22 protein-coding genes are annotated in these 23,640 nt (G+C 64.3%); 10 read left to right on the plus strand and 12 right to left on the minus strand.

Annotated elements, in window-relative coordinates; translation table 11 throughout:
* Positions 1-13 precede the first annotated feature (13 nt).
* The 5 genes from mtgA to mpl form a co-directional block, all read right to left on the minus strand.
* Complete coding sequence (gene mtgA / locus G3N59_RS14965; RefSeq protein ID WP_205983398.1) at positions 14-814, minus strand: monofunctional biosynthetic peptidoglycan transglycosylase; 801 nt, start codon at positions 812-814, stop codon at positions 14-16.
* 19 nt (positions 815-833) lie between these two features.
* A complete protein-coding gene (gene aroE / locus G3N59_RS14970) occupies positions 834-1,679 on the minus strand; it encodes a shikimate dehydrogenase (RefSeq protein ID WP_205983399.1) in 846 nt (281 codons plus the stop codon).
* Entirely contained in the window at positions 1,676-3,823 is a 2,148-nt protein-coding gene (locus G3N59_RS14975) for an RNB domain-containing ribonuclease (RefSeq protein WP_205983400.1), read from the minus strand. The genes aroE and G3N59_RS14975 overlap by 4 nt, the downstream gene beginning before the upstream one ends.
* 118 nt (positions 3,824-3,941) lie before the next feature.
* Positions 3,942-4,517 carry a YqiA/YcfP family alpha/beta fold hydrolase gene (locus tag G3N59_RS14980; protein WP_205983401.1) on the minus strand — a complete coding sequence of 192 codons (576 nt, stop codon included), beginning with the start codon at positions 4,515-4,517 and terminating at the stop codon, positions 3,942-3,944.
* Positions 4,514-5,917 carry a UDP-N-acetylmuramate:L-alanyl-gamma-D-glutamyl-meso-diaminopimelate ligase gene (mpl, locus tag G3N59_RS14985; protein ID WP_205983402.1) on the minus strand — a complete coding sequence of 468 codons (1,404 nt, stop codon included), beginning with the start codon at positions 5,915-5,917 and terminating at the stop codon, positions 4,514-4,516. The genes G3N59_RS14980 and mpl overlap by 4 nt, the downstream gene beginning before the upstream one ends.
* Positions 5,918-6,163: 246 nt before the next feature.
* Between mpl and G3N59_RS14990 the strand changes: the two genes are divergently transcribed.
* The 10 genes from G3N59_RS14990 (at position 6,164) to G3N59_RS15035 (ending at position 14,759) form a co-directional block, all read left to right on the plus strand.
* Positions 6,164-6,805: a UDP-N-acetylmuramate--alanine ligase gene (locus tag G3N59_RS14990; RefSeq protein WP_205983403.1), complete on the plus strand. Its 642-nt coding sequence runs from the start codon at positions 6,164-6,166 to the stop codon at positions 6,803-6,805.
* A 20-nt stretch (positions 6,806-6,825) separates the two neighbouring features.
* The gene (locus tag G3N59_RS14995; protein WP_205983404.1) at positions 6,826-7,392 is read left to right on the plus strand and encodes a TlpA disulfide reductase family protein; all 567 of its coding nucleotides are present in this window, start codon (positions 6,826-6,828) and stop codon (positions 7,390-7,392) included.
* 194 nt (positions 7,393-7,586) lie between these two features.
* On the plus strand, positions 7,587-8,039 hold the full coding sequence (gene aroQ / locus G3N59_RS15000) for a type II 3-dehydroquinate dehydratase (protein WP_205983405.1): 453 nt from the start codon (positions 7,587-7,589) through the stop codon (positions 8,037-8,039).
* Positions 8,040-8,141: 102 nt separating this feature from the next.
* Positions 8,142-8,609: an acetyl-CoA carboxylase biotin carboxyl carrier protein gene (accB, locus tag G3N59_RS15005; protein ID WP_205983406.1), complete on the plus strand. Its 468-nt coding sequence runs from the start codon at positions 8,142-8,144 to the stop codon at positions 8,607-8,609.
* A 188-nt stretch (positions 8,610-8,797) separates the two neighbouring features.
* Positions 8,798-10,165 (plus strand): acetyl-CoA carboxylase biotin carboxylase subunit, encoded by a 1,368-nt coding sequence (accC, locus tag G3N59_RS15010; RefSeq protein ID WP_205983407.1) that lies wholly within the window; start codon positions 8,798-8,800, stop codon positions 10,163-10,165.
* Positions 10,166-10,168: 3 nt separating this feature from the next.
* On the plus strand, positions 10,169-11,065 hold the full coding sequence (prmA, locus tag G3N59_RS15015) for a 50S ribosomal protein L11 methyltransferase (protein ID WP_205983408.1): 897 nt from the start codon (positions 10,169-10,171) through the stop codon (positions 11,063-11,065).
* A 119-nt stretch (positions 11,066-11,184) separates the two neighbouring features.
* Entirely contained in the window at positions 11,185-12,609 is a 1,425-nt protein-coding gene (locus G3N59_RS15020; RefSeq protein ID WP_205983409.1) for a zinc-ribbon and DUF3426 domain-containing protein, read from the plus strand.
* Positions 12,610-12,720: 111 nt separating this feature from the next.
* Positions 12,721-13,221, plus strand: a complete 501-nt coding sequence (gene tpx / locus G3N59_RS15025; protein ID WP_205983410.1) for a thiol peroxidase — start codon at positions 12,721-12,723, stop codon at positions 13,219-13,221.
* A 76-nt stretch (positions 13,222-13,297) separates the two neighbouring features.
* Positions 13,298-14,239 (plus strand): carbohydrate kinase family protein, encoded by a 942-nt coding sequence (locus G3N59_RS15030; protein ID WP_205983411.1) that lies wholly within the window; start codon positions 13,298-13,300, stop codon positions 14,237-14,239.
* Positions 14,240-14,282: 43 nt separating this feature from the next.
* Positions 14,283-14,759 (plus strand): glycine zipper 2TM domain-containing protein, encoded by a 477-nt coding sequence (locus tag G3N59_RS15035; RefSeq protein ID WP_205983412.1) that lies wholly within the window; start codon positions 14,283-14,285, stop codon positions 14,757-14,759.
* Between the two features lie 321 nt (positions 14,760-15,080).
* Here G3N59_RS15035 and G3N59_RS15040 read toward each other — a convergent pair whose 3' ends face one another.
* The 7 genes from G3N59_RS15040 to ccsA all read right to left on the minus strand — a co-directional run bounded on the left by G3N59_RS15040 (position 15,081) and on the right by ccsA (position 23,566).
* Positions 15,081-15,725, minus strand: coding sequence for a histone H1-like repetitive region-containing protein (locus tag G3N59_RS15040; protein WP_205983413.1), 645 nt, complete (start codon positions 15,723-15,725; stop codon positions 15,081-15,083).
* A 28-nt stretch (positions 15,726-15,753) separates the two neighbouring features.
* Entirely contained in the window at positions 15,754-16,071 is a 318-nt protein-coding gene (locus G3N59_RS37005) for a hypothetical protein (RefSeq protein ID WP_241023452.1), read from the minus strand.
* 94 nt (positions 16,072-16,165) lie between these two features.
* The gene (locus G3N59_RS15045) at positions 16,166-17,389 is read right to left on the minus strand and encodes a ribonucleotide-diphosphate reductase subunit beta (RefSeq protein WP_205983414.1); all 1,224 of its coding nucleotides are present in this window, start codon (positions 17,387-17,389) and stop codon (positions 16,166-16,168) included.
* Positions 17,390-18,077: 688 nt separating this feature from the next.
* Positions 18,078-21,059 carry a ribonucleoside-diphosphate reductase subunit alpha gene (locus tag G3N59_RS15050; RefSeq protein ID WP_205983415.1) on the minus strand — a complete coding sequence of 994 codons (2,982 nt, stop codon included), beginning with the start codon at positions 21,057-21,059 and terminating at the stop codon, positions 18,078-18,080.
* Positions 21,060-21,615: 556 nt separating this feature from the next.
* Positions 21,616-22,233 (minus strand): 1,6-anhydro-N-acetylmuramyl-L-alanine amidase AmpD, encoded by a 618-nt coding sequence (gene ampD, locus G3N59_RS15055; RefSeq protein ID WP_205983416.1) that lies wholly within the window; start codon positions 22,231-22,233, stop codon positions 21,616-21,618.
* Positions 22,230-22,559 carry a PP0621 family protein gene (locus tag G3N59_RS15060; RefSeq protein ID WP_205983417.1) on the minus strand — a complete coding sequence of 110 codons (330 nt, stop codon included), beginning with the start codon at positions 22,557-22,559 and terminating at the stop codon, positions 22,230-22,232. Before G3N59_RS15060 ends, ampD begins: the two co-directional genes overlap by 4 nt.
* A gap of 59 nt (positions 22,560-22,618) precedes the next feature.
* Complete coding sequence (ccsA, locus tag G3N59_RS15065) at positions 22,619-23,566, minus strand: cytochrome c biogenesis protein CcsA (protein ID WP_205983418.1); 948 nt, start codon at positions 23,564-23,566, stop codon at positions 22,619-22,621.
* Positions 23,567-23,640 lie beyond the last annotated feature (74 nt).

Genomic DNA, 23,640 nt, shown 5'->3' on the forward strand with positions numbered 1-23,640 from the left:
TGCTTTGTCTCACTTATTGCTGGGATTGAGGCAGTTCCGCCGCGCCCATCCGGCGCGCGATCACACCCGCCCGCTGCGACAGATACGCGGAATTGCGATGATCGTCGAAGTACTTGGGACGCGGCAGCATCACCGCCAGCCGCGCCGACTGCCACGCTGTCAGCTTCGTCGCGCTGGTCTTGTAGTAATGCTGCGCGGCGGCCTGCGCGCCGTAGATGCCGTTACCCCACTCCACCGAATTCAGATAGATCTCGAAGATGCGCTCCTTGTCGAGCAGCGTCTCCAGCATCCACGTGATGATCAGTTCCTGACCTTTGCGGATATAGCTTTTCTCGCGCGAAAGAAACAGGTTGCGTGCGAGTTGCTGCGTGATCGTCGATCCGCCGCGCACGATGTGGCCACGCTTCTTGTTGCGCTCCCACGCCTGCAGGATGGCGTCGGTTTCGTAGCCGTTGTTATTGACGAAGTTGGCGTCCTCGGACGCGATGATCGCGCGCTTCAGATTGCGCGAAATCTGCTCGTACGGCACCCACTGATGCTGGATGGCGAGCCCGGGGTGATCGGCCGCGAGATATGCGGCGTCCGAGCGCATGAAGGCTGTTGTCTGCGGATCGACAACATTCCAGGCGGCAATCTGCGCGAAGTAGAAGCCTTGCAGCGCGAGCCACGCCACCACGAACACAGAAGCCGCGTAGCTCAGCCAGCGCAGCGCGCCCGGCCGCTTGCCGCGCGGCTCGCCGGCGCGTGGAGTACCGCGTGCAAACTGACGCCCGGCGATGCCGTCGGTGCGCGGCGCGGCCGCTTCTCTGCGCATGGCGTGGCGCTGCGTGGGCTTAAACCTGCGCCGCCAGCTGCGCGCGCAGCGCGGCCAGCACGGGCGCACCGTCCGGACGCACGCCGCGCCAGACGAAGAACGACTCGGCGGCCTGCTCGACCAGCATGCCCAGACCGTCCGCGGCGCGCGCGCCGAGCGATTCGGCGTGACGCATGAAGACCGTCGGCTCGGCGCCGTACATCATGTCGTAGGCCAGCGTGCCCGCGCCGAACGCGCGCGCGTCGCACTCGGGCAGCGCGGCATCCAGACTGCCTGCCGTGGCGTTGACGATGATGTCGTAAGGCTTCGCATCGACAGCCTGCGGGCCGCCGCCGTTGATCAGGCAGCCGAACTCGCGCGCCGCGCCTTCGAATTGCTCGATCAGCGCATGCGCTTTCTGTGCCGTGCGATTGACGATGGTGATTTCGAGCGGATGACGTTCGAGCATCGGCAGTACGACGCCGCGCGCCGCACCGCCCGCGCCGAGCAGCAGCACGCGCGCGCCTTTGAAGGCCACGCCCAGATTCACTTCGATGTCGCGAACGAGGCCGAAACCGTCGGTGTTATCGCCGAAAATGCCGTCTTCGTCGAAACGCAGCGTGTTGACCGCGCCCGCCGCCGCCGCGCGCGGCGACAGACGATGCGCGAGCGCATGCGCTTCGAGCTTGAACGGCACGGTCACGTTCAGGCCACGGCCGCCGGCCGCGCGAAACGCCTGCACGTGCTCGACGAAACCATCGAGCGGCGCGAGCAGCCGGTCGTACTCGACCGGCTCGCCCGTTGCGGCCGCGAACTGCGCGTGAATCGACGGCGACTTGCTGTGCGCGATCGGGTTTCCGACTACCGCGTATCGATCGGCGCTCATTCGCGCGGCTCCGTGGCGTGGTGCTCGGCTTGTTCGGCTTGCTGTGCTTCCTCGCCGCCTTCCTGCGTGGCGCCTTCTTCGGCGTTGGCATCGCTGGCAGCGTCAGATTCGGCTTGCGCTTCGGCTTCGCTTTGCGCCGAATCGTCGGCGGCGTCGATCAGTTCTTCGTCTTCGCCCGACTCTTCTTCCGCCTGCTCGCCGCTCGTTACGACCGGCGCGTCGAGCACGCGCAGCATACGCACCGAAGCCTCGATCGTCAGTTCGTCGATCGACAGCACTTCCATCATCAGACGCGTACCGCGCGCGTGCACGCCGAGTGCGGGCACGTGCATGAGCAGCGGCACTTCCTCGAAGCGCACCAGATCGTCCTTGACGACCGTGGCCGGGAATTCGCGACGCGGCTCGCCGCCGCCTTCACCGCGCATTTCCTGCTGGAGCCAGCGCAGGCACCAGAAGTACTCCATGCGGCGCTGATGATCGGCATAGGCCGTATAGGTTTCGTCGAAGCCCTGCACGACGGCGAACAGATCGGCGTCCTTGGGCTTGAACGGCGCGACCAGCTTGGCGGCGACGCCATGCTCCACGCACGCGAGCAACTGCCACTGGTTCACGAGGTCGACGTACCGGCGCAGCGGCGAGGTGCTCCACGCATACTGCGCGACGCCCAGGCCTTCGTGCGGCGCGGCGTTGGTCTGCATGCGCGTGCGCTTCGGGCCCGACGGCGCGCCGAACGCGCGCTGCGAGCGGTAGATGCCCGGCACGCCATGATCGTTGAGGAACGCGCCCCACGTGGAGTTCGCGAGAATCGCCAGTTCGGCGACGATCATGTCCAGCGGCGAACCGCGGCGGCGCGGCGTGATGTTGACGTGCTCGCCTTCCACGTAGAAGTTGTAGTCGGTGTTGCGCTGCACTTCGCGGCGCAGACCGTAGCCCGCGCGCGCCTGCTGGCGCTTCTCGAACAGCGCCTGGGCGAACGGCCACAGAATCGCGATGTCTTCCTTGTGCGGATACTCGCCCGTGCCCGCAGCCAGCGTCTCTTCCGTCACGACTTCGTCGAGCGTGTTGTGGCGCAGGTTGTTCTTCACGAACACGCGCTCGGCACGCGTTTCCGTGGCGACGATTTCCTGCGTCTCGCGATTCACGATGCTGTAGAGCGACAGCGCCGGACGCATGCCGCCTTCCTTGAGCGTAAAGGCATCGACGAAATCGTCGGGCAGCATGGTGATCTTGTCGCCCGGCATGTAGACCGTGGACAGACGCGTGCGCGCGACCGTATCGGCCGTGTCGCCACGCGCGATGCCCAGCGCCGGCGCCGCGATGTGGATACCGATGCGCACGCGGCCATCGGCCAGATGCTCGATGGAGAACGCGTCGTCGATTTCGGTCGTGGTGACGTCGTCGATCGAGAAAGCCTGCACATGCGGGGCCGCATCGGGCAGATCGTCGGGCAACGCGCCCACTTCGACCGGCGGGAAACCCGTGCCGTGCGGGAAGAATTCAGCGAGGAATCGCGCTTCGTGCAGGGCGCGCGGCGAGGCAATGCCGCCGCATTCCAGCATCAGGCGCGGCATCGAAATGCCACGCGCAGCGGCCGCCGCTTCGAGCGCCTTGTACTCGATCGAGTTCTTGTCCGGCCTGGTGAGCAGACCCAGCGCCTTGTCCTTGAGCGCTTCCGGCAGCTTGCCGGCCTTCATCTCGTCTTCGTAGCCGGCCTGCACGAGCGCCTGCTGGCGCTTGCGCTCCAGCGACGCCAGCGCCATCTTGAGCTGCTCTTCAGGCGCGCGCTGATACTGGCCGCGGCCCTTGCGGCGGAAGTACACGGGCGAGCCGTGCAGACGCAGCACGAGCGCAGCGCGCTCGACCGGGCCGTAAGTCTCGCCGAAGTACTCGCTCGCGAGCGCCGTATAGACAAATTCGTCGGCGGGCGCGCATTCCCACAGGAAATCGAGATCGATCTCCTGCGCGGCGGCGTCGGCCTGTTCCAGCAGATCGCCGGCGGCGGGCTTCTCGAATTCGATCAGCACGTCTTTTGCGCGCACCTTGGCGCGGCGTCCGCCCGGCAACTCGACCTGGAACGCATCGCCCTGCTTCGACAGCACGCTGCCGGCCTTGAAACTGCCCGATTCCTCAAAGAAAACGTTCACTCAACACTCTCGTTCAGTCTTGCTCTCACCGGCCAGGCGCGGCGCGCCCAGGCGGTGCTGCTGTATACATATAGACGCTCGCGCGAAACGCGAACGGCGCGACGCCCAAGGTTTTTCCCTAAACTGCGTCGCAGAACCGGATGACTTCGTCGACGTAATCGGCGAATTCGCTGATGCCGTGGTCACTGCCTTCGATCAGGTGCGTGACGACACCGGGATAGTGCGCCAGCATCTCGCGGTAATCGAGCACTTCGTCGCCGGTCGCGGCGATCAGATAGTAGCGCTGCGGCTGGGTGATCTGCATAACGGCCAGCGCACGCAACTCGTCAAGATGACGCGGCTCGACGACGATACTGCCGCCGCCGTGCCAGAGCGGCTGCTCGCCCAGATACTTCGACAGATCGCGATCCGGCACGACCGCCGGATTCAGCAGCGCGGCGCGCCAGCCGTGCTTTTCGGCCAGATACGTGGCGAAAAAGCCGCCCAGCGAGCTGCCGATCAACGTAATACGCTCGCCGGCTTTGGCGTGGGCGCGGATTTCGCTTTCGATCTGCGCGACGGCTTCGGCGGGCGAAACCGGCAGCGTCGGGCACAACCACTCGCCCTTGCGGCCCAGTTCGGCCATGCGCGCCGCCATCAGGCGCGCCTTGAACGACTGCGGCGAGGAACGGAAACCGTGCAGATAGACGATCACGTCGCGCTCCGCGCCGCGAGCGCATCGAGCAGCTTCTGATGCACGCCGCCGAATCCGCCGTTGCTCATCACCAGTACCTGGTCGCCCGGACGCGCGGCGGCGCAAACCGCCTTCACCAGCGCGTCGAGGTCGTGGTAGGCGTGCGCCTTCTCGCCAAGCGGCGCGAGCGCGCCCGCCAGATCCCAGCCCAGTGCGTCCTTGCCGCTGGGCGCGCCGTAGCCGAACACGAGATCGGCATCGGCGAGACTGGCCGGCAGTTGCGCCTTCATCACGCCGAGCTTCATGGTGTTCGAGCGCGGCTCCAGCACGGCGAGAATGCGCGTGGGTTTGCCGGACTCGTCATGACCGACGCGCGTGCGCAGGCCGGCGATCGTCGTTTCGATCGCCGTGGGATGGTGCGCGAAATCGTCATAGACGGTCACGCCGTCGACGCTGCCGCGCACTTCCATGCGGCGCTTCACATTGCGGAAACCGCCGAGCGACTGCGCCGCCTGCGCGGGCGGCACGCCCACGCTGCGCGCGGCGGCAATCGCCGCGAGCGCATTCAGGCGGTTGTGCTCGCCCTGGATCTGCCAGTCGACCACGCCCACGCGCTCGCTGTCGTGATAGACGGCAAAGCGTTCGTCCACGGTCGCGCCTTCTTCGGCCGGCAGCGCCTGCCAGCCGCCATCGACGCCGAAACGCTCGACATCGCTCCACACGCCGCGCGTCAGCACGCGATCGAGCGCTTCGCTGCGGCCGTTCGAGACCACGCGGCCTACGCCTGGCACCGTGCGGATCAGATGATGGAACTGCGTTTCGATCGCGGCGAGATCGGGGAAGATGTCGGCGTGATCGAATTCGAGATTGTTCAGCACCGCGGTGCGCGGGCGGTAATGGACGAACTTCGAACGCTTGTCGAAGAACGCCGTGTCGTATTCGTCGGCTTCGATCACGAAGAAGCTCGAATCGGTCAGCCGCGCGGAGATGCCGAAGTTCAGCGGCACGCCGCCGATCAGGAAGCCGGGATTCATGCCCGCGTCTTCGAGCAGCCACGCGAGCATCGAGCTGGTGGTGGTCTTGCCATGCGTGCCCGCCACGGCGAGCACCCACTTGTCGCGCAGCACGTGTTCGCCGAGCCACTGCGGGCCGGACGTGTACGGCAGGCCGCGATTGAGGATCTCCTCCATCAGCGGATTGCCGCGCGACACCACGTTACCGATCACGTAGAGGTCCGGGTTCAGCGCCGTCTGGCTCGCGTCGTAACCTTCGATCAGGCGGATACCCTGCGCTTCGAGCTGCGTGCTCATCGGCGGATAGACGCCCGCGTCGCAGCCGGTGACCGTGTGGCCCGCACTGCGCGCGAGCACGGCGAGACCGCCCATGAACGTGCCGCAGATGCCGAGGATATGGATGTGCATAAGCCTGTCGCGCCGCGCGGGCGTCGTGAACGGGTTGATCGGTTTTTTGGGATGGGTGAAGCGGGACGGCGGCGCTGACAGGCAGAACCGCCGGGGCAAAGAACGGTATTGTACCCGAGCCATTGGGCCTTTTTCGCCGCAGCGGGCCAGGAGGCGGTCGTGGCGGCTTATGGTCCGGCCCCACGGCTGACGCGCTGCGCGGGGCCGCCGCCGGGTGGGCCATGCGTTCTCTAGTATGATTAGCGCATGATTCGCAGAGCTCATTTCGATCCCCAGCGCGTGCGCGAGGAAATCGCCATCGCGGCAGCAAGAATGATTGCCGAGGACGGCCTGGATTACGCCACCGCCAAGCGCAAGGCCGCGCGGCAGGTGGTGGGGGACACCCGTGTCGAAGGCGTCTGGCTCCCCGACAACGACCAGATCGAGGAAGAAATCCGCGAATATCAGGCCCTGTTTCAGGGCGACAGCCAGCCGGCGGTGCTGCGGCGTTTGCGCGAGATCGCGCTCGACTGGATGCTCAAGCTCGCGGCCTTCAACCCGTTCCTCACGGGCGCGGTGCTCAACGGCACGGCGGGCGAGCACTCCGACATCCATCTGCAGATTTTCTGCGACGACGCCAAGGGCGTCGCCATCTGGCTGCTGAACGCGAACGTGCAATATGACGTGTCGGAAACCCGCCACTTCGCCGCGCGCGGCTATGTGGAAACGCTGAGCTTCCTGTGGAAGCCGTCGCGTGTCGAGGAACCGGTCGGCATTCACGTGGCGCTCTACAATACCGACGACCTGCGCGGCGCCGTGCGCGCCGATGCACGCGGGCGTCTGCCGCGCGCCAATGCGCAGACACTCCAGGCGCTGATCGACGAAAGCGGCGCCACCTCCACCACCTGACTCATATAGACAGCGCAGCAATGAACACAAAGCGGATTCTGGCCGGCGTCGCAGTGGCGGCGGTCGCAGCCTGCGGCGGCATTCTCGCAGGGCACTTTGCAAACGGCGGCGCTGGCAGCACCGCCGCCATCACGAACGCGGACGCGGCAACGGTCAACGGCAAACAAAGCGCGATCGAGCAACTCTGGACGGCCGCCGTCACCAACCCGGACGGCAAGCCGCAGTCGCTCGCCATCTATAAAGGTCATCCCATTGTGGTGAACTTCTGGGCGTCGTGGTGCGGCCCGTGCGTCGAGGAAATGCCCGAGCTTTCCGCGCTGCATCGCGAATACGCGAAAAAAGGCATCCAGTTCGTGGGCCTCGGCGTGGATTCGGCGGCCAACATCAAGACTTTCCTGAGCAAGGTCAAGGTCGATTACCCCATCTATATCGCCGGTTTTGGCGGCGCTGACGTCGCGCGCGCCTTCGGCAATAACGCCGGCGGCTTGCCTTACACGGTCGTAATCGACGCGAACGGCGCCGTTCGGTCGACAAAATTAGGCCAAATCAAACCGGACGAGCTTCGGCACACACTTGACGCACTTTGACGCGGCTGAAACTTTGACCGGGGCTTAGCAGCCGTACGGCACTTTTTGCTGCCGGAATTGACGCAATTGACTGAAGATGAACCTCTCCGAGCCTTACCCGGCGAACTGAGGGTCATATCAACCGTTTGGAAAACTAGACAAATTTCTCTAATCGGCGCTAAAGTTCGCGCAATTCCACGGAAAAAGAAGCGACCATGACGCGACTGCTGGTTTTGCACGGACCCAACCTCAATCTTCTCGGCACCCGGGAACCGGAGGTCTATGGGCGCGTGACGCTGCCGCAGATCGATCAGGCGCTCGTCGACCGTGCCGCCGACGCAGGCGTGGAGCTGGCGACGTTCCAGAGCAATCACGAAGGCGCGCTGGTCGACCGCATCCAGGCGGCCCGCACGGAACAGACGGACTTCATCCTGATCAACCCGGCGGCGTACACGCACACCAGCGTGGCGATCCGGGATGCGCTGGCAGGCGTGGGCATTCCGTTCGTGGAGATCCATCTCTCGAACGTGCATCGCCGCGAAGCCTTCCGGCATCACTCGTATTTTTCCGACCAGGCCGAAGGCGTTATCTGCGGCCTCGGCTGGAAGGGTTATCTCTACGCGCTCGAATACGCGCTCGACCGGCTCGCTGCCCGGTCGGCCACGTAACTTCGGCGCCGGATAACCGACGCACTCTGAAAGACAACTCTTATCCCGTGCCGGGACGCGCGCGCCCCGGCACCTCACGTATTCAAGCAAAGGGGCTGCACCATGGATCTACGTAAGCTGAAGACTCTGATCGACCTCGTCTCCGAATCGGGCATCTCGGAACTCGAAGTCACCGAGGGCGAAGGCAAGGTGCGCATCGTCAAGAACGCGCCGCCGGTCTACGTACAACCGACCGCAGCACAATTCGCAGCGCCGATGGCCGGCATGCCCGCCGCCGCACCGGCAGCAGCCGGGGAAGCCGCAGCGCCCGCCGCTGCCGCGCCGGCCGTGCCGCAAGGTCACGTCGTGACGTCGCCGATGGTCGGCACGTTCTACCGCGCGCCGTCGCCGGGCGCCGACCCGTTCGTGCAGGTTGGCGACACGGTCAAGGAAGGCCAGACGCTGTGCATCATCGAAGCGATGAAGCTCCTCAACGAAATCGAGTCGGACGTCGCGGGCGTGGTCAAGGAAATCCTCGTCGAGAACGGCCAGGCGGTCGAATACGGCCAGCCGCTCTACGTGGTCGCGTAAGCACACCCACCCGCAGATCACGAGAGATCGCATGAGCGCGCCGGCGCTTCGCGCGACATCCCTCTGGCGCCGCACCGCCCTCGCCGGTCGCGGCGCGTGCGGCCACCCGCGCCGCGCGCTCCTCCGGTCCTCCATGGCGGCCCGCCTGCACGGTCATGCGGCGCCCATTGATGAGTCGAATACCCACCATGTTTGAAAAAATCCTTATTGCCAATCGTGGCGAAATCGCGCTGCGCATTCAGCGCGCGTGCCGCGAACTCGGCGTCAAGACGGTCGTCGTCTATTCGGAAGCCGACAAGGAAGCCAAGTACGTCAAGCTCGCCGATGAAGCCGTCTGTATCGGCCCGGCGCCTTCGAACCTGAGCTACCTGAACATGCCGGCGCTGATCAGCGCGGCGGAAGTCACCGATGCCGAGGCGATTCACCCCGGCTACGGCTTCCTGTCGGAGAACGCCGACTTCGCCGAGCGTGTCGAGCAATCGGGCTTCACCTTCATCGGTCCGCGCCCGGAAACGATCCGCATGATGGGCGACAAGGTCACGGCCAAGCAGACCATGATCAAGACCGGCGTGCCCTGCGTGCCGGGCTCGGAAGGCGCCCTGCCGGACGATCCGAAAGAAATCGTCAAGATTGCGCGCACGATCGGCTACCCGGTCATCATCAAGGCTTCGGGCGGCGGCGGCGGTCGCGGCATGCGCGTCGTGCACACGGAAGCGGCGCTCGTGAACGCGGTCAACATGACGCGCGAAGAAGCGGGCCGCGCCTTCGGCAACCCGCAGGTGTACATGGAGAAGTACCTTGAGAATCCGCGTCACATCGAGATTCAGGTGCTTTCCGACTCGTTCAAGAACGCCGTGTGGCTCGGCGAGCGTGACTGCTCGATGCAGCGCCGCCACCAGAAGGTGATCGAGGAAGCGCCGGCGCCGGGTATCGCGCGCCGCCTGCTCGACCGCATCGGCGATCGTTGCGCCGACGCCTGCAAGAAGATGGGCTACCTCGGCGCGGGCACGTTCGAATTCCTGTACGAAAACGGCGAGTTCTACTTCATCGAAATGAACACGCGCGTGCAGGTCGAACACCCGGTCACCGAGCAGATCACCGGCATCGACATCGTGCAGGAACAGATCCGCATCGCCGCCGGCGAGAAGCTCTCGTTCCGCCAGCGCGACATCCAGTTGAAGGGCCACTCGATCGAGTGCCGTATCAACGCGGAAGATCCGTTCAAGTTCACGCCGTCGCCGGGCCGTCTGACCTCGTGGCACATGCCGGGCGGTCCTGGCGTGCGCGTCGATTCGCATGCCTACAATGGCTATTTCGTGCCGCCGAACTATGATTCGATGATCGGCAAGCTGATCACCTACGGCGCGACGCGCGAACAGGCGATCCAGCGCATGCGTATCGCGCTGTCGGAAATGGTCGTCGAAGGCATTTCGACCAACATTCCGCTGCACCGTGAACTGATGCTCGACGCCAAGTTCGTCGAAGGCGGCACGAGCATTCACTACCTCGAAAGCCGACTGGCCGAGCGCCAGGCTGTGAAGAAGGACGAAGCGTAATTCATGAGCTACCGGGAACTGATCGTCGAGCTCGAGCGTGATCGCGCGGAGGAACTCTCCGACGCGCTGCTCGATCTCGGCGCCCTCTCGGTGTCGGTGGAAGACGCCGACGCCGACACGCCCGACGAGCAGCCGCTCTTCGGCGAGCCGGGCCTCACGCCCGAGCGCACCGCGTGGCAGCATTCGCGCGTGATCGCGCTGATCGGCGAGGATCAAGACCCCGCCGTGCTGCTCGCGGCCGCATCGAACGAACTGGGCCTGCCCGAGACGCCGAAGCACACGCTGCGCGAAGTCGAGGAACAGGACTGGGTGCGTCTGACGCAGTCGCAGTTCGAGCCGATTCCGATCGGCCAGCGCATCTGGGTCGTGCCCTCGTGGCATGACGCGCCGGACCCCGACGCACTCGTGCTCGAACTCGATCCGGGCCTTGCGTTCGGCACGGGCAGCCACCCCACCACGCGTCTGTGCATGGAGTGGCTGGAGCAGCACGTCGAGACCGGCAAGTCGCTGCTCGACTACGGCTGCGGCTCGGGCATTCTCGCGATTCTCGCGCAGAAGTGCGGCGCGAATCCGGTGATCGGCATCGACATCGATCCTCAAGCGGTCGAATCGGCGCGTCACAACAGCGAGCGCAACCGCGCGGATGTCACCTACGGCCTGCCGGACGACCTGCAGGCAGGCGAGTTCGACATCGTCGTGGCAAACATTCTTTCGAATCCGCTCAAGCTGATGGCGTCGATGTTGAGCTCGCGCGTGAAGCCGGGTGGCCGCATTGCGCTGTCGGGCATCCTCGCCCGCCAGGCCGAGGAAGTGGCGCAGGTGTACGCGCAGTGGATCGATATTTCGGTCTGGCGCGAGCACGAAGGCTGGGTCTGCCTGGCCGGTACGCGTCGCGCATAAGCGTACATTTCGCACCTCAAAAGCCGCCCGCCCGATGGGTGCGGCGGCTCAAGTCGTTAAGCGTCGTGGATTGCCATTAGAATGGCGGGTATCGCCAACCATCCGGGTCCACGGCACACATGCTCCTGGCCACGCGCTGCCCCTTCTGCGAAACCGTTTTCCGTATCCAGCCGGCTCAGCTCGCCGTGCGTCGCGGCCTCGTGCGCTGCGGCCATTGCCAGGAAGCGTTCGACGCATCGGGTAGCCTGTACGACATGCCCGAAAACGGCGATTTCGCGCTGGCCACGCCAGTTGCCGCCGATATCGCCGCCAGCCTGACATCGCAGCATGCGGCACAGGCGGCTGCGGCACAGCATGCGGTGCATGCGGTCAATGAGGCGCCGGTTGATGTGCAAACTGAAGTGCCCGCTGAAGTGCAAACTGAAGCGCCCGTTGACGTTCGCACTGAATCGTCGGTCGAAACCGCAGCGCATGCGGCTGAACCGGTAGCACCGCAGGTCGAGGCCGCATCCGAAGCAACTCCCGAGGCAAACCGCGAGCCCACACTGGCTCCCGCCTCCCCCGCTCGTCCGCCGAATTTTTCGAATCCGATCTGGGACCCGTGGGCGCCGCTGCCGGACAGCCATCTCGATCCCAAACTGCAGTACAACGCCGAGCATCTGCCGCAGGCCAGCCTCGCCGCAGCCGCCGTGGCAAAGAGCCAGGCGGCGCGCGAAGTCGAAATGCGCGTGATCCACGACGACGAGCCGACGCTGTCCGCGACCCTGTCCGCTGCACCTGCGACCGCATCTGAAATCGATACGCCGGCCGAGCCCTTCCCGCCCGCCACGCGCTGGACGCGTTCCGAGCCCGAACTGGTGCCGCCGGAGCCGGTCGCGCCGGCCCGCGCTCACGCGGGCGCCGAGCCAACCCTTTCGTCCAACGAAACAATCCGCACCCAGGGCAACGATCCCGAGCCGCAACTGCGTCGCGCCGTCACCGCGCCCGCCTTCACCGCGCTCGAGCCCAACGACGGCGCCGAGCCCTTCGCGGTCACCCGCGAAGCGCCTGCGCGCGCGAAGCGGCATACGGGCTGGCGCATCTTCGGCTGGCTGCTGGCGCTCGTGCTGATCGCCCTGCTCGCGACGCAGCTGATCTGGTGGCAACGCGAAAGCGTGATGGTCTACTGGCCCGCGTCGCAGCCGCTTTATCAGCAGGCCTGCGCGCAGCTTGGCTGCCACGTGAGCCCGCCGCGCGACATCGACGGTCTGCAGGTTCAGCCATCCGATCTGCGTCAGGTCGACGATCCGCATCATCTCGAACTGAAGGTGCCGCTGCGTAATCGTTTCCAGGTGGCGCTCGCGTATCCGGCGATCGAACTGACGCTGCTCGACCGCCAGAACAACGTCGTACTGCGCCGCGTGCTGTTCCCGCAGGACTACGCGCCGCCCGGCACGCGCGTCGACGCCGGGCTCGCCGCGCACACCACGCAGACGATGATCGTGCGGCTCGACACCGGCAACGTGGTCGCCTCGAATTTCCGCATCGAGATTTTCTATCCGTAACTGCGCATCCCTCGCACGAGCGCCCGCAGCCTGCGCGCTCGCGCAACCCCGGCGCCCGGCCGCGCCGGGCACGCCACTCACCACAACAGCTTTGAATCCGGAGAGCACATCATGAGTCAAGTCACGCTAGGCGGTAACCCGATCGACGTCGCAGGCACGTTCCCGACGCCCGGCCAGAAGGCCCCGACGTTCTCGCTCGTCGGCAAGGATCTGAAGCCCGTCGCCCTCGCCGATTTCGCCGGCAAGCGCAAGGTTCTGAACATCGTCCCGAGCCTGGACACGCCGACCTGCGCCACCTCCACGCGCAAGTTCAACGAAGCAGCGGCCAACCTCGAGAACACGGCTGTCGTCGTGATCTCGGGCGACCTGCCGTTCGCAGCCGGCCGTTTCTGCACGACCGAAGGCATCGAAAACGTCGTGACGGCTTCGACCTTCCGTGGCCATGAGTTCGCGCAAGCGTACGGCGTGGACATCACGAGCGGCCCGCTGACCGGCCTGACGGCACGCGCCGTGGTCGTGATCGACGCGAACGACAACGTCGTGTACGCAGAGCGCGTCGGCGAAATCAAGAACGAGCCGAACTACGACGCAGCACTCGCCGCACTGAAGTAATCACGGACGGCGGTGCGCGCGATACAAGCGCAGCGCGCCGCCCTCTTTCACCACACGCATCACAGGAATTTTCGCCTTGGCTACGCTTATTTGCGGCTCGCTCGCCTACGACAGCATCATGACCTTCGAAGGTCGCTTCCGGGAACACATCCTGCCCGAGCAGGTGCACATCCTGAACGTGAGCTTCCTCGTGCCGACGATGCGCCGCGAATTCGGCGGCTGCGCGGGCAACATCGGCTACTCGCTGCACCTGCTGGGCGGCGATGCGCGCGTCATGGGCACGCTTGGCGCGAACGACGCGCAACCGTATCTCGAACGCTTCGACGCGCTCGGCATCAACCGCACGCACGTGCAGGCGCTGCCCGACATGTGGTCGGCGCAGGCGATGATCACGACCGATCTCGAAAACAACCAGATCACCGCGTTCCACCCGGGCGCGATGATGCAATCGCACGTGAACAAGGCGGACGAAGCGCCCGGCATCAAGCTCGGCATCGTCGCGCCGGACGGCTTCGACGGCATGGTCCAGCACGTCGAGCAATTCGCGAGCGCAAAAATCCCGTTCATCTTCGATCCGGGTCAAGGTCTGCCGCTGTTCGACGGTGCGTCGCTGCGCCGCGCGATTGAACTTGCGACCTATCTGACGGTCAACGATTACGAAGCTAACCTTGTGAGCCACCGCACGGGCTGGTCGATCGAAGAAATGGCCAGCAAGGTCGAGGCGCTGATCATCACGCGCGGCGAACACGGCTCGCAGATCTACCATGGCGGCACGATCGAAGAGATTCCCGCCGTGCAGGCCGAGCGGGTGCTCGACCCGACGGGTTGCGGCGACGCTTTCCGCGGCGGTCTGCTCTACGGCATCGAGAACAACCTCGGCTGGGCCACCACGGGTCGCCTGGCAAGCCTGATGGGCGCGCTCAAGATCGAGCAGCAAGGTCCGCAGAACTATGCGCCCACGAAGGCGCAGATCAAGGAACGATTCAAGGCCGCGTTCGGTTACGAACTGCCGCTTTGAGTGCGCAGCGCCGCGGGAACGGCGTGCATTGGAGTTACGGGAAATGAAAACAACAAGTCGTCTGATTGTCGCCGTCATGATCGCGGGCTCGCTCGCCATGACGGGTTGTGCCTATAACAGCAGTTCCGCCGATGTCTACACCGCCTCGCAGGCGCAGCGTGAAGCCACCGTCCGCATGGCTACGGTCGAAAGCGTGCGTGCCGTGAAGATCAGCTCGAACAACGGGCAGCCCAGCGGTCTGGGCGCAGTCGGCGGCGGCGCGCTGGGCGCGGTGGCCGGCAGTGCGATCGGCGGCGGCCGCGGATCGATCGTCACCGGCATCATCGGCGGCATCGCGGGCGCGGTGGCGGGTAACGCAGTCGAGAATGGCGTCGCGATGCGCGACGGTCTGGAAATCACCGTGCGCCTCGATAACGGCGACTATCGCGCCATCACGCAGTCGGCTACGGGCGAAGTGTTCCAGGCGGGCGAGCGTGTGCGTCTGCTGTCGAGCGGCGGCGTGACGCGTGTGACGCACTAAGCGCACACCAGGCAGCATCCGCCAGGCGCTCGACAGCGCGTGGCGTTCGAATACCGGTTTCCCCTGTACCGCAGCGGCGCATGCGCCTCACCTGCGGAACCTCAGGCGCATGCTCTCCCCTGTGCATGCGCCTTTTTTCATGCCTGCGTACAGCGCAATGCGTACAGGAAACGCGCCGCCAAAAACCTGCGGACGAAAAAAATCCCGTCGCGGAGAACCCTGCGACGGGATTGCAGATCGAGCCGCGCGGACAAACCGCGTGGCCCGACCACCCAGGCGCGCGTTGTTTAACTGACTCTCGCGCGCTTAGGCATGTACTACTTACGGACGGCTGCCCGTGGGGAACGGCCATGCAGCAGCCGGGTTCAGTGCCGTCTTGACCGTTGCTGCGGGTGCAGCCGGTTGTGCTGCAGCAGCAGGCGCAGCAGCGGCGGCCTTCTTCGCCGGTGCCTTGCGAGCAGCCTTCTTCGCCGGTGCGGCCTTCTTCGCAGCAGGCGCAGCCTTCTTCGCAGCAGGCGCAGCCTTCTTCGCAGCGGCCTTCTTCGCGGGAGCAGCCTTCTTCGCAGCAGGCGCGGCCTTCTTGGCAGCTGCCTTCTTCGCCGGTGCAGCCTTCTTCGCAGGCGCTGCCTTCTTCGCAGCAACCTTCTTCACGGCGACTTTCTTCGCTGCAACCTTCTTGGCTGCGGCCTTCTTCGCCGGTGCTGCCTTCTTCGCAGCAACCTTCTTCACGGCGACTTTCTTCGCTGCAACCTTCTTGGCTGCAACCTTCTTTGCCGGTGCTGCCTTCTTCGCCGGCGCTGCCTTCTTTGCAGCAACCTTCTTCACGGCGACTTTCTTCGCAGCAACCTTCTTCACGGCTGCAACCTTCTTCACTGCGGCCTTCTTCGCCGGTGCTGCAGCCTTCTTCACTGCAACCTTCTTCACTGCGGCTTTCTTGGCCGCCGGTTTCTTCTTGGCAGTTGCCATTTTTTTCTCCTTCAGGTTCAGATGAGAGTCAGTTCAAACTACACCCTTCGTCAAAACCCGCTTCCCGCAAACGCTTCTCAGGGCGCACGCTACAAAGCGGGCTATTCATCGGCGTACGCTGATCCCGCGCGCTTACGCTAATGAATGCGGTAAGGCGCGCCGTGCTGAAAAGCACGGCGCGCCGAGTCATTCCGGCGTCGGCTACCGACACCGGGCAACGTTCGTTGAGGGCGCAAGCCACATGGCTCGCGCCTTTTTCCGGGGGGAAGTTTGCCCATCCCTCTGAAGGGTTTGCAAAGTGCCTTGCACGTAAGTGAGCCACCAGGGCTCCGGGCACGCTTTGCATCAGGCGTTCCTGCTCCTAATCGTCATGCCGGCGAAGGCGCTCGCGTAGCGCCTTGCGGCAACCCCAAATGACTGACTGACGCAGTGCGTCCGGATTACTCCCAGGACAGCGCACCGCCCGTCTGGTATTCAATCACGCGCGTCTCGAAGAAGTTGCGTTCCTTCTTCAGGTCGATCATTTCGCTCATCCACGGGAACGGGTTCTCTTCGTTCGGGAACAGCGCGTCGAGGCCGATCTGCTGGCAGCGACGGTTGCAGATGAAGCGCAGATAGCTCTTGAACATCGAAGCGTTCAGGCCGAGCACGCCACGCGGCATGGTGTCTTCCGCGTAACGGTATTCGAGTTCGACGGCTTGCTTGAACAGTTCGGTGATTTCCGCGCGGAACGCCGGGGTCCACAGCTGCGGGTTTTCGAGCTTGATCTGGTTGATCAGGTCGATGCCGAAATTGCAGTGCATCGACTCGTCGCGCAGGATGTACTGATACTGCTCCGCGGCGCCCGTCATCTTGTTCTGGCGGCCGAGCGCGAGAATCTGCGTGAAGCCCACATAGAAGAACAGACCTTCCATGATGCAGGCGAACACGATCAGCGACTTGAGCAGCGTCTGGTCGGCTTCGAGCGTGCCGGTCTTGAACGCGGGGTCCGTGAGCGTCGTGATGAACGGGATCAGGAACTCGTCCTTGTCGCGGATCGACTTGACCTCGTGGTACGCGTTGAAGATTTCGCTCTCGTCCAGGCCGAGCGATTCAACGATGTACTGGTACGCGTGCGTGTGGATCGCCTCTTCGAATGCCTGGCGCAGCAGGAACTGGCGGCATTCGGGCGCCGTGATGTGCCGGTAGGTACCGAGCACGATGTTGTTGGCGGCGAGGGAGTCGGCGGTCACGAAGAAGCCGAGGTTGCGCTTCACGATGCGGCGCTCGTCCTCGGTCAGACCATTCGGGTCTTTCCACAGGGCGATGTCGCGCGACATGTTCACTTCCTGCGGCATCCAGTGATTGGCACAGCCAGCCAGGTACTTCTCCCAGGCCCACTTGTACTTGAACGGGACCAACTGATTGACGTCGGTCTGACCGTTGATGATGCGCTTGTCGGCGACATTCACGCGGCCTTCGGTCGAGACCGGCGTCTGCTGCGGCGGTGCGACTGCGAAGTCGGCGGCGAAGATGTTCTGCGCCGAAGAGGACTGAGGAGCGGAGTGCAGTGCGGACTGCATGCCCGGAACAGAGGCAGCCTGACCCGCGAGGTTGCGCATTGCGTTTTGCTGCGCACCGCTCGACGGAGTTACGGCCGTGTTCTCGTCATCCCAGTTGAGCATAAATGTCACCATCAATTTAGAACGGTTTGTACCATCTTTTCGTGAGCGGTAAAAGGGTTCGCACACGAAAAAACCTGTTTTCGATTCGCGTTGCGACCTCGATACAACACTTTGTTATCGCATCGTGTCGATCGACTCGCGTGAACAGTGCACAAGCTTCGCTTCTGCGTTGCTCGAGCGTCACTGTCGCGACGCGATTCGTGGTCTTCGCGCAATCGTGAGCGCCGGTGAAAGAGCTTCAGCATCGCGCGTGTTTCACGCTTCGTCTGCTGTCACTTCTCACTGCGCTTTTCATCTCGATTCGCTTCGTGCCTGCTGCGTGGCTTGCATGCTTCGCTGCTTGCTTCGCTACCTGCTTCGCGCTACTGCAACGGCAGACTTCGCTGCGTCTCGCCGTGTGTTCCGCGCACCTCGCGCGCCTCGCGAAAAACCCCAGGGATTCCTGAAGCCTGCCGCACGCGACGTGAGAACACCCTGCGAGCAACACGCGTGCCGCCGTGCATTTCACACATCGCGAGGAGTGCACCGGAGAGACAGGCGGCGCGCGTTGCGCACGCCGCCCTTTCAAACGCTACGACTACGACTATTGTTTACTACGCGTACTGCTGAACTGAACTGCCTGGGTCCTGCGTCATGCGCGCAGTGTTGCACTGCGCGCTGACGCTTTATGGCAGCTCTACCTGCAACCTTACTGGCAAGCCTCGCACTCTTCGAAGCCGGCATCGCCCGGACGCATCATGCACACCGGACCTTCTGCTTCCGGTGCGGCTTCGACTGCTTGTTCAGGAGCCGATTGCATCACCGTCGAGCCGCCGTTGCCGGCTGCGCCACCTGCTGCACCGAAGCCAGCACCACCTGCTGCGCCGCCGCCGTTCGAACCGCCCGTCGGCACTGCGTTGAGCGCGCCGTGTGCGACCGTCGACTTCTCGACGTGCGTGGCGGCCATCGTGCGCAGGTAGTACGTGGTCTTCAGACCGCGCACCCATGCGAGCTTGTAGATCTCGTCGAGCTTCTTGCCCGATGCGCCGGCCATGAAGATGTTCAGCGACTGCGCCTGGTCGATCCACTTCTGACGACGCGATGCCGCTTCGACGAGCCACGTCGGATCGACTTCGAACGCCGTGGCGTACACCGCGCGCAGATCGGCCGGGATACGGTCGATGCGCGAGAGCATGCCGTCGAAGTACTTCAGGTCGGCGACCATGACTTCGTCCCACAGGCCGCGCGCCTTCAGGTCACGCACGAGGTAGTCGTTGACCACCGTGAATTCGCCCGAGAGGTTCGACTTCACGTAGAGGTTCTGGAACGTCGGCTCGATACACGGCGACACGCCGATGATGTTCGAGATGGTCGCGGTCGGTGCGATCGCGACGCAGTTCGAGTTACGCATGCCGTGCGTAGCGATGCGCTCGCGCAGCGAGGTCCAGTCCATCGTTTCGCTCGTGTCGACTTCGACGTAACCGCCGCGTGCTTCTTCGAGCAGCTTGAGCGTGTCCTGCGGGAGGATGCCGCGATCCCACAGCGAGCCACGGTAGGTCGAGTAACGGCCGCGCTCGGCTGCCAGTTCCGTCGACGCCCAGTAAGCGTAGTAGCAGACCGCTTCCATCGAACGATCGGCGAACTCGACGGCTTCCTGCGAAGCAAACGGCGTGCGCAGAACATGCAGGCAGTCCTGGAAGCCCATGACACCCATGCCGACCGGACGGTGCTTCAGGTTCGAGTTACGCGCCTTCGCCACCGCGTAGTAGTTGATGTCGATGACGTTGTCGAGCATGCGCATCGCAACGCTGATGGTGCGCTTGAGCTTGTCGTGGTCCAGAGCGAACGTGCCGTCGGCCTGTTCGATCATATGCGCGACGAGGTTCACCGAGCCCAGGTTACACACGGCGATTTCCGTGTCGCTGGTGTTCAGCGTGATTTCCGTGCACAGGTTCGACGAGTGGACGACGCCGACGTGCTGCTGCGGCGAGCGCACGTTGCAAGGATCCTTGAACGTGATCCACGGGTGGCCCGTTTCGAACAGCATGCCCAGCATCTTGCGCCACAGTTGCGCAGCCGGCAGCTTCTTGAACAGCTTGATCTCGCCGCGTGCGGCCTTGTCTTCGTAAGCGACGTAAGCCTTCTCGAAATCGGCGCCGAACAGGTCGTGCAGATCCGGGCAGGTCGACGGCGAGAACAGCGTCCAGTCACCGCCTTCCATCACACGCTTCATGAACAGGTCGGGAATCCAGTTCGCCGTGTTCATGTCGTGCGTGCGGCGGCGATCGTCGCCGGTGTTCTTGCGCAGCTCGAGGAATTCTTCGATGTCCAGGTGCCACGTTTCCAGGTACGCGCAGACCGCGCCCTTGCGCTTGCCGCCCTGGTTGACCGCGACGGCCGTGTCGTTCACGACCTTCAGGAACGGCACCACGCCTTGCGACTTGCCGTTCGTGCCCTTGATGTGCGAACCGAGTGCACGCACGCGCGTCCAGTCGTTGCCCAGACCGCCGGCAAACTTCGACAGCAGTGCGTTGTCCTTGAGCGCTTCGTAGATGCCGTCGAGATCGTCGGCGACCGTCGTCAGATAGCACGACGACAGCTGCGAGCGGTGCGTACCCGAGTTGAACAGCGTGGGCGTCGACGACATGAAGTCGAACGACGAGAGCACGTTGTAGAACTCGATCGCGCGCGCTTCGCGGTCGATTTCGTTGAGCGACAGACCCATGGCGACGCGCATGAAGAATGCCTGCGGCATTTCGATACGCGTACCGCCGATGTGCAGGAAGTAGCGGTCATACAGCGTCTGCAGGCCGAGGTAGCCGAACTGCAGGTCGCGGCCCGCGTCGAGCGCGTTACCGAGACGCTTGAGGTCGAACTGCTGGAGCTTGTCGTCGAGCAGGCCGGCTTCGACGCCGCGCTTGATGAACTGCGGGAAGTATTCAGCGTAGCGCCAGCCCATGTCGGCTTGCGTGACTTCTTCTTCCAGAATTTCGCGACGGATCGTGTGCAGCAGGATGCGCGACGTGACCTGGCTATATGCCGGGTCCTTTTCGATCATCGTGCGCGCGGCCAGGATCGCCGAATCATAGACCTGCGACATCGGCACGCCGTCGTACAGGTTCTTGATCGTTTCCGCGACGATCGGCTCCGGGTTCACGGCTTCGCCCAGGCCTTCGCAGGTCGAAGCGATCAGCGCGCGCAGCGCGTTCATGTCGAGCGGACGCGTAACGCCGTTGTCGGTCACGTTGATGCCAGGCGCTGCTGCCGCTTCCGGCGCATGCGTGCGTTCCTGGCTGCGCTTCTCGCGATACAGGACGTAGGCGCGCGCAACGTTGTGCTCGCCGCCGCGCATCAGCGCGAGTTCGACCTGATCCTGAATGTCTTCGATGTGGAACGTGCCGCCGTTCGGACGGCTGCGCACCAGCGCGCGCACGACGTTCTGCGTGAGCTGCTCGACGAGTTCGCGCACGCGTGCCGACGCTGCACCCTGCCCGCCGTTCACGGCCAGGAAAGCCTTGGTCATGGCGAGGGCGATCTTCGACGGCTCGAAGCCGACAACGCTGCCGTTACGGCGGATCACCTTGTGGTCGGCGAACTGCGTTGCGCCGGTCTGGCCGTCCTGCGGCTGACCACCCAGCTGCGCGGCGGGCGCGCCTTCATACCGGGTCGAGACGTTATCGGTCGTTTGCATGTGCAAAGCTCCTGGTCCTGGAAATGTGCGAAGGAAATTCGCGAATTAATACGGATGCCGCGCCCCCGAGTGCGCGGACGATTTTGCGGAGAGAACGAGCCAGCCTGGCGAGTTGGCCGGATGCGGCAAGGCAGATGAACCACGTAGCGTTCCGGTTTTCATCGTGTATGCCGCGATCATTGGCTGTACCTTTCTCTCGATATCAGCCGGTGCGCGGGCCTTCTGGCCAGCTGCACCGCACAAGTTTTTCGTATGCCGCTAATGCGCGCGGCGCCATGCTCACCAGAGCGGGGCGCCGCAGAACAACACAACATATGGTGTAAAGCCGTGCTTCGGGTACGAAGTATAGTGGAAGCGCCGCGCAGTCAAAGAAGAAAATGCGAAGAAAATTTAGGCTTGGAGTCTTGACAGCGCGTAAAGCCTAGACGGCGCGGGCATTTGAGCGCGACGTCGATTTTCGTGCGGCGAAAAAGCCCATACGCCGCACTACGGTTAGCGCGGCCAAAGGTCTTCCGTTTAGTTGCGCTTCACTGCGTCACGACGCCGCGAACACCGTTTACGATCCGTCGCGCCCATGAAGATAGGGAAAGAACACGTCGCCCAGTTGCGTCTCGCGCTGCAGACGCGTCCAGTCGAAATGCGGTCCCGGATCGGTCTTGCGTCCCGGCGCGATATCCGAGTGACCGGCGAGCGCATCGATCGGATAGTGCGCGCACAGCGCGCGCACGAGGGGCGCGAGTGTCGCATATTGCGCGGCTTCGAAGGGCTGGGTGTCGCTGCCTTCGAGTTCGATACCGATCGAGAAATCGTTACAGCGCTCGCGCCCGAAGAAGCTCGACAGGCCCGCATGCCACGCGCGCGCGTCGCACGAGACGAACTGTTCGAGCGCGCCATCGCGATGAATCACGAAATGCGCGGAGACCCTCACGCCGCGCAGATGCGCATCGAAATACGGATGCGCATCGCAGTCGAGGCGATTGAGGAACAGATCCGCGATCTCGGGACCACCGAAGGTATCGGGCGGCAGGCTGATGTTGTGCACGACGATGAGCGTCGGCACCGCGCCGTTGGGGCGCGCTTCGAAATTCGGTGACGGCAGCCGTTGAGCCGCAGCCACCCAGCCTTGCGTATCGACGTCGAAAGCAGGCGCTTGCGGCGAACCAGCGTGACTCATCGCGCGGGACGGTTCTGGCTGGTCTTGCGCGCGTCGTAGGCGCGGGCGTGCGCGGCGCTGCAGAAGGTCTGCTCGCCCACGCTCACCGACTCGCTGCGCGGCGCGTGCACGCCGCACTCGGCACAGCGCACCATCGGCTCGGCCAGCACGGCAGTGCCGGTTTCCGCACCGGCAGCACCGCCGTTCGCACGCCGCGCGCCCTGCCCCGGCTGACGCGGATCGACGCCAGGACGCGATTGCGACGATTGCGTCTGCGCACGGCGCAGCGTTTTGAAGAACCACTGTCCGACGAAGAACAGCAGGATCAGGAGAAGAATCTGTCTCATTAATTCAGCGTATGAAGCGGTGCGCGTCGCCGCGAACGGCGCCGCGCATCAGGCGACCATCAAACGACGGGACGATGCAGCAGCACTTCGAACACGAAGCGGCTACCGACATAAGCAAGCAGCAGCGCGACGAACGACGCGATCACCCAGCGCAGCGCCGAGCGGCCACGCCAGCCCGAAATCTTGCGCGCCGTGAGCAGCGTGCCGAACATCAGCCACGAGAGAAACGCGAACACGGTCTTGTGATCGAGCGACAGCGGACGGTCGATCAACTGCTCGCTGAACACGATGCCCGACACCAGCGTGGCCGTGAGCAGCACGAAACCCGCGCCGATCAGACGGAACAGCAGCTTTTCCATCGTCAGCAGCGGCGGCAGCGTTTCGATCCAGTTCGACAGCCAGCCGCCGCCCTTGTTGCCGGCGTTGCGCTGGAAGCCCGCGCCCTTGAGCGCATGCAGACGACGCTCGACGGCGAGCATCAGCACCGCATGGAGCGCGGCGATCGCGAACAGACCATAGGCCACATTGGCGATGACGAAGTGCAGCTTGAAGAGCGGCGCGGCCGCATACGGCAGCACGCGCACGCCACCGAACAGGAGCGGCAGGATCGACGCCAGCGCCGCCAGCGGCAACAGCAGAAGACGCAGACCGTCGAGCGCGAAGAAAAAGCTCTCGATCCAGTAGATCACCGCGCCGAGCCAGAACATCGCCGACAACGCAAACGCGAAGCCGAAGATCATTTCGTTGGCGGGGAAGATCGTCATATGCAGCAGCAGACCGTGCGCCGCGAGCGCGACGAACAGCAAAGCGCGCGAGAGCACGCCGAAGCTGCGCGCACGCGCGGCGTCGAGATCCGCGCCGGGCAGGCCCGTGGGGCCGGCCGTCACCGGAACCGGCGGCACGCTGCCGAAAAGCGGCTCGACGCTGGCGCGGCGCAATGCGCGCCAGTCGGCGGCGCACAGACCGCCGTACAGGAGCACGGTGAAGGCATACAGTACAATATCCATGTTCGAAGTTTACTATAGGCCCCCTGGCCGCGCGGCAAACACACAGAAGCGCGACGAAACGCGGCGCTGCCGCT

Origin of the sequence: Paraburkholderia sp. Ac-20340 (genome assembly GCF_017104965.1) — a bacterium.
GTDB lineage: Bacteria > Pseudomonadota > Gammaproteobacteria > Burkholderiales > Burkholderiaceae > Paraburkholderia.

Excerpts from the sequence above, each read along its gene's own strand:
- mtgA (WP_205983398.1), bottom strand. The coding sequence starts at position 814 with ATGCGCAGAGAAGCGGCCGCGCCGCGCACCGACGGCATCGCCGGGCGT.
- aroE (WP_205983399.1), bottom strand. The coding sequence starts at position 1,679 with ATGAGCGCCGATCGATACGCGGTAGTCGGAAACCCGATCGCGCACAGC.
- mpl (WP_205983402.1), bottom strand. The coding sequence starts at position 5,917 with ATGCACATCCATATCCTCGGCATCTGCGGCACGTTCATGGGCGGTCTC.
- G3N59_RS14990 (WP_205983403.1), top strand. The coding sequence starts at position 6,164 with ATGATTCGCAGAGCTCATTTCGATCCCCAGCGCGTGCGCGAGGAAATC.
- G3N59_RS14995 (WP_205983404.1), top strand. The coding sequence starts at position 6,826 with ATGAACACAAAGCGGATTCTGGCCGGCGTCGCAGTGGCGGCGGTCGCA.
- aroQ (WP_205983405.1), top strand. The coding sequence starts at position 7,587 with ATGACGCGACTGCTGGTTTTGCACGGACCCAACCTCAATCTTCTCGGC.
- accB (WP_205983406.1), top strand. The coding sequence starts at position 8,142 with ATGGATCTACGTAAGCTGAAGACTCTGATCGACCTCGTCTCCGAATCG.
- accC (WP_205983407.1), top strand. The coding sequence starts at position 8,798 with ATGTTTGAAAAAATCCTTATTGCCAATCGTGGCGAAATCGCGCTGCGC.
- prmA (WP_205983408.1), top strand. The coding sequence starts at position 10,169 with ATGAGCTACCGGGAACTGATCGTCGAGCTCGAGCGTGATCGCGCGGAG.
- G3N59_RS15020 (WP_205983409.1), top strand. The coding sequence starts at position 11,185 with ATGCTCCTGGCCACGCGCTGCCCCTTCTGCGAAACCGTTTTCCGTATC.
- tpx (WP_205983410.1), top strand. The coding sequence starts at position 12,721 with ATGAGTCAAGTCACGCTAGGCGGTAACCCGATCGACGTCGCAGGCACG.
- G3N59_RS15035 (WP_205983412.1), top strand. The coding sequence starts at position 14,283 with ATGAAAACAACAAGTCGTCTGATTGTCGCCGTCATGATCGCGGGCTCG.
- G3N59_RS15040 (WP_205983413.1), bottom strand. The coding sequence starts at position 15,725 with ATGGCAACTGCCAAGAAGAAACCGGCGGCCAAGAAAGCCGCAGTGAAG.
- G3N59_RS37005 (WP_241023452.1), bottom strand. The coding sequence starts at position 16,071 with ATGCAAAGCGTGCCCGGAGCCCTGGTGGCTCACTTACGTGCAAGGCAC.
- G3N59_RS15045 (WP_205983414.1), bottom strand. The coding sequence starts at position 17,389 with ATGCTCAACTGGGATGACGAGAACACGGCCGTAACTCCGTCGAGCGGT.
- G3N59_RS15050 (WP_205983415.1), bottom strand. The coding sequence starts at position 21,059 with ATGCAAACGACCGATAACGTCTCGACCCGGTATGAAGGCGCGCCCGCC.
- ampD (WP_205983416.1), bottom strand. The coding sequence starts at position 22,233 with ATGAGTCACGCTGGTTCGCCGCAAGCGCCTGCTTTCGACGTCGATACG.
- G3N59_RS15060 (WP_205983417.1), bottom strand. The coding sequence starts at position 22,559 with ATGAGACAGATTCTTCTCCTGATCCTGCTGTTCTTCGTCGGACAGTGG.
- ccsA (WP_205983418.1), bottom strand. The coding sequence starts at position 23,566 with ATGGATATTGTACTGTATGCCTTCACCGTGCTCCTGTACGGCGGTCTG.